Below are 13911 nucleotides of genomic sequence, written 5' to 3'. Positions count from 1 at the left end.
GCGGCGGCGGCCAGCGCAGCCGTGAAAGCCGAGGCGAGCGCGCCGGTGAAACGCCGGCGCGCGGGACTGGCGGGCTGCGCGGGCTGCATGGACCGCGTGGGCCGCACGGCGTGCGGCGTGCTCTGAAACTCGCCGTGCGGCTCGTCTTGCGCCGCAACGGGCCGGCCGTTCAGCCGGTCATCGGGATACTGCATCTGCTCGGGCCCCCTGGCGCATCGAATCGTCATCTGGTCGTGTGGTGCGCTGGCGCGCGCCGCCGGTCTGCATCGACCGGCAAGCATAGGCATAATATCGTCAAACATTGACCCGACAATAGACGGCTCGTTCGGACGGCTTGCACGCTTTTGCGCCTATGTGCGTGCGAGCTTCCCCGAAACGGAGCGCTACGGACCGTAAAAATCCGCAGCGGTCCGCAACGGTCTGCAACGCGCCGTCTCACCTGCCGCTTCAAGCGCCGCTTTGCCCAAATGAACAAACCCGTCGTTCCGCTCACTTACGAACAGCTCGACCAGTGGGTCGAATCGCTGCAGCCGCTTCTCGTCGAGGAAAATTTCGCCTGTGTCGTGGGCATCCTGCGCGGCGGCGCGCCGCTCGCGCTGATGGTTTCGCACGCAACCGGCGCGGGCGTCGCGTTCCTGCGCTACACGCGCGAAACGCGCGAGGTGCGCTGGGATTCCACGCTGCCGATGCCCGAGCCGGGCGCGAAAGTGCTGGTCTGCGAGGACATCGCCGGACGCGGCCATACGCTCGTCGACTGCATCGCGTTCCTGCGCGAGCACGGCCTGCAGGTGCGCACGCTCACCGGCGCGTACGACGACCTCTCGCGCCTGCGCCCCGACTATTCGATCGACGCAAGCGGCTATTTCGCGCTGTTTCCGTGGGAGCGCCAGGCCTACACCGACCGCTATCGCGCCGACTGGGTGCGCGAGGGCGCAAGCGAAGGCTCACGCATGGCCGACGACCACGAATACGCGGTCTACGCGATCGACCTCGACGGCATCCTGCTGCCCGACATTCCGCTCGCGCGCTACGACGAGGACCTCGACGGCGCGCTCGCCGAACGCGACGCGCTGGTGCCCTTCGAGCGCATTCCCGACATCGACCTCAAGCACGCGCGCGCGATCATCACGGGGCGGCCGGAACTCGACCGCGAGCGCACCCAGGCATGGCTCGACCGCCACGGCTTCGGCCATCTGGAACTGGTGATGCGCACGCCCGGCGAGCACGACGAATCGGTGCAAGGCGCGGCCACGCACAAGGCCGCGGCGGCCGTGCGCTGCGGCGTCACGCATTTCATCGAGAGCGATCCGGTGCAGGCGATCTTCATCGCCCAGCGCGCGCCGCTGCTGCGCGTGATCTGGTGGAACGCCCAGGCGCGCACCGGCACGTTGATCGGCGCGTCGGCCTGGGGTTGAACGAAGCCGCGCCTAGGCTTCCTTGCTGACCGTTCTGAGCGCGGGCGCGAGCGGCTCGTGACCGAGCAGGCGCGCCGCGCGCGGCGACGCCACCACGATCAGCTTCATGGTCGCGCGCGTCGCGCCCACGAACAGCTTGCGCACCGCGCGCTCGTCGAGCGTGTCGAAATCGACGTCGGTGAGAATCACGCACGGCGCCGACTGCCCCTTGAAGCGATAGATCGAATCGAGCAGCAGGTCGCCGTCGCGATACTGCGGCACGCCGAACAGGTCGTACTCGCCCGTGAAGCTGCGCAGCCGATGCGGCCCCAGATGATCGAGCGCCGTGAAATGCGAGTGCTCGCGGCCGCGAAACGACAGCACCACGATGTCCTGCTTGCGAAAGCCGAGCGCCAGCGCCTGCGTGACCGCGCGGCGCGTCGCGGCGACCACGGTGGATTCCCCGTCGCTTTCGTCCGCCGCTTTGTCCACCCCCTCTTCCCACGCGAACACCGTCACCTCCGAGCCGCCGAACGGACTGGCCGCCGACAACCCGGCGAGCGCGGGCACCGTCGCGCCCGCCACGTCGCGCAAGAACGCGAGGATGTCGCGCGGACTGCGATAGTTCGTGGTCTCGCGCAGCACGGTCCAGCCCGGCAGTTCAACCGGTTCGCGCAAGTAGAGGTTCTGCAGCGGATCTTCGAGCCACCACCACGCCGCGCCCGGCCGCAACAGCCGCGCGAGCGCCTCGACCCACGCCTGCTGAAAATCCTGCCCTTCGTCGACGATCACCACGTCGAACTGCCAGCGCGCGTCGATCGGCGTCTGCGCGAAGCGCTGCTCCAGCGTCTCGAACACGTTCGCGCCCTCGAAATCGGGCACGTGCCCGCCGTCGCGCGCGACCCAGTCGCAGAGCTGGTGATAGTTCGCCACCTTCACCTCGGGCGGCGCGACTTTCGCGATGTGGTCCGCGAGCGGCCGGTTGAAGCAGACGTAGAGCGTGCGCTGGCCGCGCGCGAGCGCGTCCTGCATCACCTGCAAGGCGAGCTGCGTCTTGCCCGAGCCCGCCGTGCCGATCACGCGCAGACGGAACGGCGCGAACTCCAGCCGCCGCGCCCAGGTGGCGAGCCCGCCCGCGAGCCGCGTGACTAGCGTGCCCGCCGCGCCCACGAGCGCGCTGGCGTCGGGCGTGAGCGCGAGTTCATCGGCGAGAAAATGGTGAACCTTGGCAGCGCTCGGCAGACGCGCTTCGTCGGCGGGCAGCGCCTCGCGGATGATCGCCGCGAGCTGCCCCTTGCGCGTGGCGTCGACGATGCGGGCCGGATTCACGCCCGCGATCGCCGGATCGCGCACCACGTGATCGGGGCAATAAAAGAGTTCTTCGAGGTGATAGGTGCCCGCGCCGAACGCCGCCGTGAAACGCCGGTGCAGCCCTTCCATGGTGCGCGCGAGCGCCACCGCGACATTGCGCTCGGTCTGCATGTACGCCTTCACGAGACCGTCTTTCGTCTCGCGCAGAAAGCCGGTTTTCTGCTCGACGATCATCACGCGCCCCGACGGACTGACGATCGCGAAATCGGCTTCGCCGAACACCGAAAACCCTTCGGCGAGGCGCGTCCAGTGCACGCCGTGATAGACGGTGTAGCCCGCCGGCAAGCCGCGTTCGAGCAGCGCGAGCGTCTCGCGTTCGCGCGCGGCGGCGCCGGTGGCTTCGAGATGCTGCCAGTCGTCGGGGACAATCCGGGCCATATGCGATTCTCGTCACGTTGTGCAGCGGCTATTCTACGTAATGCGCCCCGTCGTGCGCGCGCGCGAAATCGCGCCGCGCGATCGTGTATCGTGGCGAACCCGGTCGACGCGCGCCCGGCGCGCCTCGCGCATTTTTTTTCACGCTGCGATTCACGCAGCCATTCACGCTGTCAAGGAGAGTGGTCCAGATGATCAAGATCTGGGGACGCGCCAATTCGGTGAACGTCCAGAAAGTCCTGTGGTGCTGCGACGAACTCGTGCTGCCGTTCGAGCGCATCGAAGCGGGCGGCAAATTCGGCCGCCTCGACGAACCCGCCTATCTGGCGATGAACCCGAACGCCAAAGTGCCGACGCTCGTCGACGGCAATTTCGTGCTGTGGGAATCGAACGCGATCCTGCGCTATCTGGCGATGGAATACGGCCCGTCGAGCCTGCTCTATCCGACCGAGCCAAAAGTGCGCGCGGGCGTCGAGCGCTGGCTCGACTGGTCGATCGGCACGCTCGCGCCCGCCGAACGGCCGCTGTTCATCGCGCTCGTGCGCACGCCCGTGGAGAAGCGCGACGCCATCCAGATCGCCGCCGACCTGGCGAACGTGGCCGCGCAATGGACGCTGCTCGACCGCCATCTGCAAGGCCGCTTCTTTCTGGAGAACGACCGCTTCTCGCTCGCGGACATCGTGCTCGGGTCGTTCGCGCGGCGCTGGTTCGGGCTCGAAGGCATCGAACGGCCCGCGCTGCCGAACCTCGAACGCTGGTATCAGCGGCTGGCGCAGCGCGAGGGTTTCCGCAAATACATCGGCTTGCCGCTGAGCTGATCGCCGCGCCGCGCCGCGCGGGCTCCGGCGGCGGGCCGGGCGCGCGCGCGACGCGACCCGTATAATTACGGCATGAAGACAGCAAAACCGTCCCCGGATAGCGCGGCGCCTCACTCGCACGAGGCGCACGCGGCGCATGAGCCTGCGCACGACCATGACCACGATCACGCTCACGCGGCGCACGATCATCGGCATGCTCCGGACGGCGCGTCGCTCGACACCGCGCTCGAAATGGCCGAAGCCTATTGCCGCGAGCGCGGCGAAAAGCTCACGCCGATCCGCCGCAAGGTGCTCGAACTGCTGCTCGCCTCGGGCCGCGCGACCAAAGCCTATTCGCTACTCGACGAAATGCGCCAGATCCATCCGGGATCGGCGCCGCCGACGGTGTATCGCGCGCTCGACTTTCTGCTTTCGGCGGGGCTGATTCACCGCATCGAATCGATCAACGCGTTCGCGGTCTGTCACGACCTGACGCAATGCCAGCACGGCATTCTGGTGGTGTGCCAGCAGTGCGGCAACGTCACCGAACTGCACGAGCCCAAGCTGCGCCAGGCGCTGGTCGCGCAGATCGAAGCGGCGGGCTACCGGCTTTCCGGCGACGGCATCGAACTCAAGGGCGTCTGCGCGCAATGCCAGGCGGCCGAAGCCCCGGCCGCCAAACCGGCCGCTGCACCGTCGTCCGAAACCGCGCACTCCTGATCCTGAGCGCCCCCGAGCACGCTCGCGCGCTTCACGTCGAATCCATTCGGGGTTCGACGCCTTCCTCTTTTCGCAGAATACGCGGCTGAAATGCCACGGACGGCGCACGCGCCCACCCGCGGCGCGCGGGCCGCGTGGCGTGTCGCGCGCGAGCGGCGGCGCCGGGCTTCAACCCCGGCTGGCCGCTCGACGCGTTCAGAAGGACGACTGGCGGGCGTCGATTGCGTCGCTGAGCAACGCGACCAGCGCCTCCGGCTTGGCAGGCTTGGTCATGAAATGCTGGAAGCCTTCGCCGATGCTGCGCAAACGCCAGCTCTCTTCGGTGTGGCCCGTGAGCGCCACCGCGACGGCCGGCGCGTGATCGCCGCGTATCTCGTGGTCGCGCAGACGCTGGATCAGGTAGAAGCCGTCCATCGCGGGCAGATCGAGATCGCAGACCACCGCGTCGGGAAGCAGCCGGAGCGCCGCTTCGACACCGGTTTCGGCGTCCTCCACCGCAACGACGCGGGCTCCTTCGGCCTCCAGCAGCGAGGCGAGCGAGTCCCGGCTTTGCGGGTCGTCTTCGACCAGCACGATGGTCGCCTGGTCGAGTTTGTGTACTGCGTTCATTGTGTTTGCTTGAATGCCGTTCTGTCTGTTTCGCGAGGTGCGCCAGCCGTCGGCTGACGCGCGTCGCGCTGCGGGCACTGCGCCCCGGGGACTCCCAAGGCCGCCCATATAGAGCAATATTGATGCCGCGGGTTCAGTGCGCCGCGCACAATAGACCCTTGCGAGGTCAGGCGCATGACAAACGCGCCTGTGCGCCTTGCGCCCGCTTACTGCGCGCTCACCGTGGACGCTCCAGGGCGCGCGTATGCCCGCGCATCGATATTCATTCCAACGCTCATTCCGCCGATTTCCGTGCGGTCTTGCCCCCGCCCGGTACAGCCTTCGCGCCCGATTTCCCGGTCTTCGCGAACGCTTCCAGCGCCCGCGCGCGCGCCACATCATGTTCGACCACCGGCAGCGGATAGTCCGTGCCCAGCCGCACACCCGCCGCTTCGAGCGTGGCCGCGCTCGCCTTCCAGGGCTGATGGATCGCGGCGTCGGGCAGCTTCGCGAGTTCGGGCACCCATTGGCGCACGTACGCACCGCGCGGATCGAACTTCTGGCCCTGCAAGACCGGATTGAAGATCCGGAAATACGGCGCCGCGTCCATGCCCGAACCGGCCACCCACTGCCAGTTGGCGGGATTGCTGGCCGAATCGGCGTCGACGAGCGTGTCCCAGAACCACTGCTCGCCCTCGCGCCAGTCGAGCAGCAGATGCTTGGCGACGAACGACGCCACCACCATGCGCACGCGATTATGCATCCAGCCCGTGTGCCACAGCTCGCGCATCCCGGCATCGACGAGCGGATAGCCCGTCAGGCCGCGCTGCCACGCGCGCAGCCCCTTGGCGTCGCGCCGCCACGGCATGGCGTCGAAATGCGCGCGCAGATTGCGATCGGCGAGATCGGGCCAGTGAAAGCGCTGGTAATAGCAGAACTCCCGCCAGCCCAGCTCGCTCGCGAACTTCTCCGCACTTTCGGCGCGGCGCGCGGGCGAACCCGCCTTCGCGCCTCCTTTCACGCCATGCTCGGCGGCCTTGAGCGCCGCGAACGCCTGACGCGGCGAGATCGCGCCCACGCGCAGATACGGCGACAAACGGCTCGTCGCGGCGTGGGAAGGCGCGTCGCGTTCTTCGGCGTAGGCCTCGAAATCGGTGCCGAGGAACGCCTCCAGGCGCTCGAACGCCGCTTCTTCGCCGGCGGGCCACGCCTCGCGCATGCCGCCCGCCCAATCGGGCTTGCTCGGCGTGAGACCGAGATCGTCGAGTTTCGATGCGCGTTGGGTAAGACGTGCCGGTAGCGATTGAAAAATCAGCCGATCCGGTTCGGGCGCGGGCGGCGGCGGATCGCCGATGCGTCGGCATGCGCGCCAGTAGGCCGTGAACACCTGGAACGGCTCGCCGGACTGATTAAGGATCGTCCACGGTTCGGCGAGCAGCGCGCCGTTGAAACTTTCGGCGGTGAGGCCGCGCTCGCGCAGACGCGCCTTGAGCGCCGCGTCCGATTCGCGCTCGTGGACGCCGTATCGGCGGTTCCAGAACACGCCGGTCGCGCCGCTCGCCTCGACGAAGTCTTCGAGCGTGGCGGCTTCCGCGCCTTGCAGGATCACGAGCCGCCCGCCGCGCTCGCGCAGCGACGCATCGAGCGCCGCCAGCGACACGTGCAGCCACCAGCGCAACGCGGCGCCGGGCGCGCGTTCGCCCGCGGCATCGGGATCGTGGATATAGACGCAGATCAGCGGCTGGTCCGTCTCGGCGGCGGCGGCCAGCGCGGGCTGGTCGGACAGACGCAGATCGTCGCGAAACCAGACGATGACGGGAGCGGGAGTGGATTTTTTAGCGGTCAACCGGACCTCGAGCGTGTGACGTGCCGCGCCGCCTGGCCGCTTCGGCATCGGCGTGCGATGCGAGCGGACCGGCGGCGCTCGGGTGCCGCAGCGTACCACGCGCGGCGGCGCGCCAAGCACGCGTTAAGCGAACGAAAGGGAGGCGAGCAGCGCCAACCGATCGCCCCAACCGCTCCACTAAGCAGGACGTATGCCTTGCGTGATGAGCGCGACGGCGTGGCGCGCGATTTCCTCGGCGCCGATGCGGTGCGCGACGGGCGCATTGCGCCACACCGGCGTGGTGGCGAGCGGCAGCAGCGTGAGCCCGAGCAGCGACTGAAACAGCAGCGACGGCTCCAGATCCGCGTTGAGCTTGCCCTCGCGCTGCCAGCGCTCGATCGCCGCGTGCGCCTTGCGCTGGTTGTCGTGCCCGAAACGCTCGTGCATGCGCTGGCGCAGCAGGCCGCCCTCGCTGATGACCTCGCGCACCCACAGCGGCGCGAACCACGGATGCACCTGCCCAACTCCGACGAAGCGCCGCGTCAGTTCGGTCAGCGCCGCGAGCGGATCGTCGGGATGCAGGTCGAACGAGCCGCCGAGCGCGGTGCGCAGCGGCACGAAACGCTCGTCGATCAGCACGTCGATGAGCTGGTCGCGCGTCTTGAAGTAGTAGTGAACCATCGCGGGCGTGACGCCCGCCTCGCGCGCGATGGCGGCGAGCGTGGTGTCGAGGATGCCCTGGCGCGCGAACAGCGCGAGCGCCGCGGCGATCAGGCGTTCGCGCTGCTCCGCGCCGCCCGCGCCGCCGCTCGGACGGCCGGGGCGCTTCGGCCCTTTCGGCGCTTTCGCCTCTTTCGCATCGGGCGGGGAATCCAGCGAACGGTCGGCAGCAGTGTCAGCAGTAGTCATGGTGATTCGAAAAATCGGACCCACGCGAACAATACACGAGCGCGTCAATCGTCTACAGGGAAGGCACGGAAAAACGGGGCGCCGGATCGGTCCCGAAACCGGGACTGGAAACCGTCGGTAACGAAGCGGTTACGAATCCGTCTTTGACCGGCCCTGAGAATTGTCCTAATATTAATCTTCAAATTAATTAATTTCAAGATCGACCCCGATCATGAGCAACTCGACGAAGGACGCGAGACCGCCGATGGACTCCACTGCGCAACATCCCGCCACCGCCCACGCCGGGCCGGTCGACCAGAGCGGCGGCCATCCGCCGATCCGGCTGCTGTTTCCCGCGCTGCTGCTCGTCATGCTGCTGGCGGCGCTCGACCAGACCATCGTGTCGACGGCGCTGCCGACCATCGTCGGCGAACTGGGCGGGCTCGACCGGCTTTCGTGGGTCGTGACCGCTTACCTGCTGACGTCGACGATCGTCGTGCCGCTGTACGGCAAATTCGGCGACCTGTTTGGCCGCAAGATCGTGCTGCAGGCCGCCATCGTCATCTTTCTGGCCGGGTCGGCGCTCTGCGGCATGGCGCAGAACATGCCGCAGTTGATCGCCCTGCGCGCGCTACAGGGCATCGGCGGCGGCGGCCTGATGGTCGTGACGATGGCCGCCATCGCCGACGTGATTCCGCCCGCGCAACGCGGCAAGTATCAGGGCATGTTCGGCGGCGTGTTCGGCCTCGCCACCGTGGTCGGCCCGCTGCTCGGCGGCTTTCTCGTCGAGCATCTGTCGTGGCGCTGGATTTTCTACATCAACCTGCCGCTGGGCGCCGTGGCGCTCGCCGTGATCGGCGCGGTGTTCAAGCCGCGCGTCGCGCAGGTCAAGCATGTGATCGACTACATGGGCGCGGGCTGGCTGGCCGCCGCGCTCACCTGCCTGATCCTCTTCACGAGCGAGGGCGGTTCGCTGCTGCCGTGGAATTCACCGCAGCTCTGGCTCACGCTGGCGCTCGGCGTGGTGGCGGTCGCGGGCTTCATCCACGAGGAAAAGCACGCCGCCGAGCCGATCATGCCGCTCGAACTGTTTCGCGAGCGCACCTTCGTGCTGTCGAGCCTGATCGGCTTCATCGTGGGCGTGTCGCTGTTCGGCTCGGTCACGTTCCTGCCGCTGTATCTGCAGGTCGTGAAGGGCTCGACGCCGTCCGAGGCCGGCATGCAGATGCTGCCGATGATGGGCGGCGTGCTCGTGATGTCGGTGATCACGGGCCGCATCATCAGCAAGATCGGCAAGTACCGCATCTTTCCGATTCTCGGCACCGCCTGCGTGGCTGTGGCGATGATGCTGCTCGCGCGCCTCGCCATCGACACGCCGCTCACGCGCATGTATCTGTACATGGGCCTGCTTGGCTGCGGCCTCGGCATGGTGATGCAGGTGCTGATCCTCGCGGTGCAGAACACCGTGGAGTTCCGCCACATGGGCGTGGCGACCTCGGGCGCGACGCTGTTCCGCTCGATTGGCGGCTCGGTGGGCGTGGCCGCGTTCGGCGCGGTGTTCTCGCACGGGCTGCATGCGCGGCTCGCCACGCTGCTCGCCGCCGACGTGGAACTGCCGCAGCCGCTCACGCCCGACGTCATCCACCATCTGCCGCCCGCGCTGCACGCGCAGTATCTCGACGCGTTCTCGGGCGCGCTGCACAGCGTCTATCTTCTGGCGGCCTGCGTGGTGGTGTTTGCGTTCGTGCTCGCCTTGCTGCTGCGCGACGTGCCGCTGCGCAAGCATTCCTGATATTCGCGGCACCTTTCGCGGCATCTTTCGCAGCATCTCCGAGCGCGGCGCGATTCTCGCGCCGCGCTCGCGTCTTCCGCCCTTCCTCCGCTCGTCCGCTCTGTCCCTTTCCTGCTCGCCCGCTCGCCCGAACTGATAGTCGAGCCCATCACACCAGGGCTTTTCCTTACATTTACACATCAGTTATTTACATTTAGATAAAATCCCGGGGCGCAACGCGCATCTGTACGCGGCGATTCGCGGTTCGCTGATCGTCGCGCCTCAAAAAGCACTAAAGGAAAGAGACCTCCCATGGACGTCAAGACCGAGACCGCCGTGCCCGACGCGCACGACACCCGGCGACGCGTGTTCGCCATTGTCGGCGCCTCGTCGGGCAATCTCGTCGAGTGGTTCGACTTCTACATCTACTCGTTCTGCGCACTGTACTTCGCGCCCGCGTTCTTCCCGAGCGGCAACACCACGACGCAGTTGCTGAACACCGCCGGCGTGTTCGCGGCGGGCTTCCTGATGCGTCCGATCGGCGGCTGGCTGTTCGGCCGTATCGCCGACCGCCACGGCCGCCGCACCGCGATGATGATCTCCGTGCTGATGATGTGCGGCGGCTCGCTCGTGATCGCCGTGCTGCCCACCTACGCGCAGATCGGCGCCGCCGCTCCGCTGCTGCTGCTGCTCGCGCGTCTGTTCCAGGGCTTGTCCGTGGGCGGCGAGTACGGCACCAGCGCGACCTATATGAGCGAAGTGGCGCTCAAGGGCCGACGCGGTTTCTTCGCCTCGTTCCAGTACGTGACGCTGATCGGCGGCCAGTTGTGCGCGCTGCTCGTGCTCGTGATCCTGCAACAGACGCTCTCGACCGAAGAACTGAAGGCGTGGGGCTGGCGCATTCCGTTCGTGGTCGGCGCGGGCGCCGCGCTGATCTCGCTCTATCTGCGTAAATCGCTCGACGAAACCTCGACGAACGAGTCGCGCCACAAGCAGAACGCCGGCACGATTCGCGGCGTGTGGCAGCACAAGGGCGCGTTCCTGACGGTGGTCGGCTTCACCGCCGGCGGCTCGCTGATCTTCTACACGTTCACCACCTACATGCAGAAGTACCTGGTGAACACGGCGGGCATGCACGCGAAGACCGCCAGCAACGTGATGACGGGCGCGCTGTTCGTCTACATGCTGCTGCAACCGGTGTTCGGCGCGCTCTCCGACAAGATCGGCCGCCGCAACTCGATGCTGCTGTTCGGCGTGTTCTCCGTGCTCTGCACAGTGCCGCTCATGCACGCGCTCAAGGACGTGACGAACCCGTACGCGGCGTTCGCGATGATCGTGATCGCGCTGGCGATCGTGAGCTTCTACACGTCGATCAGCGGCCTCATCAAGGCGGAAATGTTCCCGCCCGAAGTGCGCGCGATGGGCGTGGGCCTCTCGTACGCGGTGGCCAACGCGATCTTCGGCGGCTCGGCGGAATACGTTGCGCTGTGGTTCAAGTCGATCGGCAGCGAAAGCACGTTCTACTGGTACGTGACCGTGCTCTGCGCGATTTCGCTGCTCGTTTCGTGGCGTATGCGCGACCCGAGCAAGGAAGGGTATCTGCGTCACGAGCCGTGATCGCGACGTCATGCTGTGACGTCATGCGGTGACGCATGATCTGATGTCATGACGAACGGCGCACGCCTCAAGCGTGCGCCGTTTTCGTTTCAGTCCACGCGTTCCCACGCCGATTGCGCGGCGACCCGCTCCATCGCGCGCTGCAAGGTCTCGTAGACCTTGGGCCGGTTGCACTGCGACGCATTGAAACGCAGATATTCCCCCGCGCTGCGCGTCGCGCTGAACACGTTGCCCGGCGCGAGCACCACGCCGTCGGCGAGCGCCTCGCGCGCGACCTGCGCCGCATCGAGCCCGTCGGGCAAACGCGCCCACAACAGCATGCCCGCCTGCGGCCGCGTCCACGCCGTGAGACCCGCCGCCGCGAGACGGCGCAGCGTGTCGCCCATCGCATCGGCGAGCCGCGTGCGCAAGCCTTCCAGATAACGCCGATACGTGCCGTCGACGAGCAGACGGTGCACCAGATCGGCCGTCAGGTCGCCGTTGCCGAACGCCACCGCGAGCTTCAGATCGACGATCGGCTCGATCCAGTCCGCGCGCGCCGCGATATAGCCGCAGCGCGCGGCCGCCGTCATCGTCTTCGAAAAGCTGCCGATGGCGATCACGCGCGCGAGCCCGTCGAAGGCCGCGAGACGCGGCGCGGGATCGGTCTCGAAGTCGGCAAAGATGTCGTCTTCGATGATGGTGAGCCGATGCTCCTCGGCGAGCTTGAGCAGCCGATGCGCGACCGCGGGCGCGAGCGTCGCGCCGGTCGGATTGTGGAGCGCCGAATTGGTCACGTACAGACACGGCCGATGCTCGACGAGCGCGCGTTCGAACGCCGCGATATCGGGACCATTGGGCGTGTACGGCACGCCAACGACCTTCGCGCCATGCACGCGCAGCATCGCCTGAAAGTTGAAATAGCACGGGTCGTCGACGAGCACGGTGTCGCCCGGTTCGAGCAGGAAGCGGCACAGCAGGTCGAGCGCCTGGCTGCCGCCGTCGGTGAGCACGATCTGACGCGGTTCCGCGCCAATGCCATGCTGCGCGAGTCGCCACGACAGATGCTGGCGCAGCGCCGGATGGCCGAGCGGCGTGGCGTAATCGGTCAGTTGCGCGTGCGGATCGCGCGCCATGGCGCGCAGCGCGCGACGCACCGCGTCCTGCGGCAGCCACGAAGCGGGCAGCCAGCCGCAGCCGGGACGCAACGCGCGCGCGTCGGTTTCGAGCGACTGGCGCGTGAGCCAGAGCGGATCGATTTCGCGATCCAGACGCGGTTGCGGCTGCGCGCCCGCCAGACCGCGCACGCCGGGCGCTGCGCCACCTACGCCACCTGCACCACCTGCGCCACCCGCCACGAAAAATCCCGAGCCGCGCCGCGCGACCAGCGAGCCTTCGGCCACGAGCCGCTCATAGGCCTCGACCACCGTCGACTTCGACACGCCCGACTGCTCGCTCATCGTGCGGATGGACGGCACGCGCGCGCCCGCCGCCAGCGCCCGCGACGCGATTCGCTCGCGCACGATCCGCATGACCTGCTCGACGCGTGTGAGCGCGCCGTCCGCTGTCTGCCGTGCGTCCTCCATCTGTCCTCCGCTGTCCACCGGCTGTCCCCTCGCGGTTACCAACTGTACTGATCCGTACTCAGTACAGTTCATCGAAATTGTACTGATGCATAGCTTACCGGTTTGGGCGCGCGCGCGCATGATCGGCCGGATGGCTCAGGCGCTTCGACCAGGGCCGCCACACTCTCTCCCGCATGCGCAAAACCCTCGACTCCACCACCGACGGCTGGCTCTGCGGCCTCGCCGGCGTGCTCATCTTCAGCGGCTCGCTGCCCGCCACGCGCGTAGCCGTGCTCGGCCTCGATCCGCTCTTTCTCACCGGCGCGCGCGCCACGCTCGCGGGCCTGCTCGGCGCGTTGCTGCTGATGCTGTTTCGCGCGGCGCGCCCGCAGCGCAGCGAGGTCTGGCCGCTCGTGATCGTGGCGCTCGGCGTGGTGGTGGGCTTTCCGCTGCTCACGGCGCTCGCGCTGCGCCATGTGAGTTCGGCGCACGCGATCGTCTTCATCGGGCTGCTGCCGCTCGCCACCGCGATCTTCGGCGTGATGCGCGCGGGCGAGCGCCCGCAACCCGCGTTCTGGCTGTTCTCCGCGATCGGCAGCGGCGCGGTGGTCGCGTTCGCGCTGCGTCATGGCGCCGACGCCTCGCCCATCGGCGACGCGCTGATGCTCGCCGCGATCGTGGTCTGCGGCCTTGGCTATGCGGAAGGCGCGCGGCTCTCGCGGCGTCTCGGCGGCTGGCAGGTGATCTGCTGGGCGCTGGTGATTTCGCTGCCCGTGATGGCGCCGCTCGCGGTGTGGCGCCTGCCGGCCTCGTTCGCGGCAGTCGGCGCGGCGTCGTGGTGGGGATTCGCTTACGTCTCGCTGTTCAGCATGCTGATCGGCTTCGTATTCTGGTATCGCGGACTCGCGCTCGGCGGCATCGCTGGCGTCGGTCAGTTGCAGTTGCTGCAGCCGTTCTTCGGCTTCCTGCTCGCGGCGCTGCTGCTGCACGAAGCGGTGCCGCCCGCGATGCTCGCCGTGAA

11 protein-coding genes are annotated in these 13911 nt (G+C 67.8%); 6 read left to right on the top strand and 5 right to left on the bottom strand.

The window, feature by feature from the left end; translation table 11 throughout:
- The first annotated feature begins 467 nt into the window (after window positions 1-467).
- Complete coding sequence (locus G3N97_RS29240) at window positions 468-1415, top strand: phosphoribosyltransferase (protein ID WP_205996437.1); 948 nt, start codon at window positions 468-470, stop codon at window positions 1413-1415.
- 12 nt (window positions 1416-1427) lie between these two features.
- Here the strand turns inward: G3N97_RS29240 and G3N97_RS29235 are convergent, their stop codons facing one another.
- Window positions 1428-3143: an ATP-binding domain-containing protein gene (locus G3N97_RS29235; RefSeq protein ID WP_205996436.1), complete on the bottom strand. Its 1716-nt coding sequence runs from the start codon at window positions 3141-3143 to the stop codon at window positions 1428-1430.
- 188 nt (window positions 3144-3331) lie between these two features.
- Between G3N97_RS29235 and G3N97_RS29230 the strand changes: the two genes are divergently transcribed.
- Window positions 3332-3958 (top strand): glutathione S-transferase, encoded by a 627-nt coding sequence (locus G3N97_RS29230; RefSeq protein WP_205996435.1) that lies wholly within the window; start codon window positions 3332-3334, stop codon window positions 3956-3958.
- Window positions 3959-4030: 72 nt separating this feature from the next.
- On the top strand, window positions 4031-4657 hold the full coding sequence (locus tag G3N97_RS29225) for a Fur family transcriptional regulator (protein ID WP_205996434.1): 627 nt from the start codon (window positions 4031-4033) through the stop codon (window positions 4655-4657).
- Window positions 4658-4852: 195 nt separating this feature from the next.
- On the opposite strand, the gene G3N97_RS29220 is transcribed toward G3N97_RS29225, so the two are convergent.
- The 3 genes from G3N97_RS29220 to G3N97_RS29210 form a co-directional block, all read right to left on the bottom strand.
- A complete protein-coding gene (locus G3N97_RS29220; RefSeq protein ID WP_241030901.1) occupies window positions 4853-5266 on the bottom strand; it encodes a response regulator in 414 nt (137 codons plus the stop codon).
- A 274-nt stretch (window positions 5267-5540) separates the two neighbouring features.
- The gene (locus G3N97_RS29215) at window positions 5541-7091 is read right to left on the bottom strand and encodes a deoxyribodipyrimidine photo-lyase (RefSeq protein ID WP_241030900.1); all 1551 of its coding nucleotides are present in this window, start codon (window positions 7089-7091) and stop codon (window positions 5541-5543) included.
- A gap of 177 nt (window positions 7092-7268) precedes the next feature.
- Entirely contained in the window at window positions 7269-7979 is a 711-nt protein-coding gene (locus G3N97_RS29210) for a TetR/AcrR family transcriptional regulator (protein ID WP_205996432.1), read from the bottom strand.
- 244 nt (window positions 7980-8223) lie between these two features.
- Here G3N97_RS29210 and G3N97_RS29205 point away from each other — a divergent pair, with 244 nt between their 5' ends.
- Together G3N97_RS29205 and G3N97_RS29200 are read left to right on the top strand one after the other, a co-directional pair.
- On the top strand, window positions 8224-9750 hold the full coding sequence (locus G3N97_RS29205) for an MDR family MFS transporter (RefSeq protein ID WP_205996438.1): 1527 nt from the start codon (window positions 8224-8226) through the stop codon (window positions 9748-9750).
- A gap of 291 nt (window positions 9751-10041) precedes the next feature.
- Window positions 10042-11346 (top strand): MFS family transporter, encoded by a 1305-nt coding sequence (locus G3N97_RS29200; RefSeq protein ID WP_205996431.1) that lies wholly within the window; start codon window positions 10042-10044, stop codon window positions 11344-11346.
- Window positions 11347-11435: 89 nt separating this feature from the next.
- Here G3N97_RS29200 and G3N97_RS29195 read toward each other — a convergent pair whose 3' ends face one another.
- Complete coding sequence (locus G3N97_RS29195; protein ID WP_205996430.1) at window positions 11436-12911, bottom strand: PLP-dependent aminotransferase family protein; 1476 nt, start codon at window positions 12909-12911, stop codon at window positions 11436-11438.
- Between the two features lie 173 nt (window positions 12912-13084).
- On the opposite strand from G3N97_RS29195, the gene G3N97_RS29190 reads away from it, so the two are divergent.
- The coding region (locus G3N97_RS29190) for a DMT family transporter (RefSeq protein ID WP_205996429.1) at window positions 13085-13911 on the top strand (827 nt) is incomplete at its 3' end.

Source organism: Paraburkholderia sp. Ac-20347 (assembly GCF_017104805.1).
Lineage (GTDB): Bacteria > Pseudomonadota > Gammaproteobacteria > Burkholderiales > Burkholderiaceae > Paraburkholderia > Paraburkholderia tropica.
This window is presented reverse-complemented; position numbering and strand designations above follow the sequence as displayed.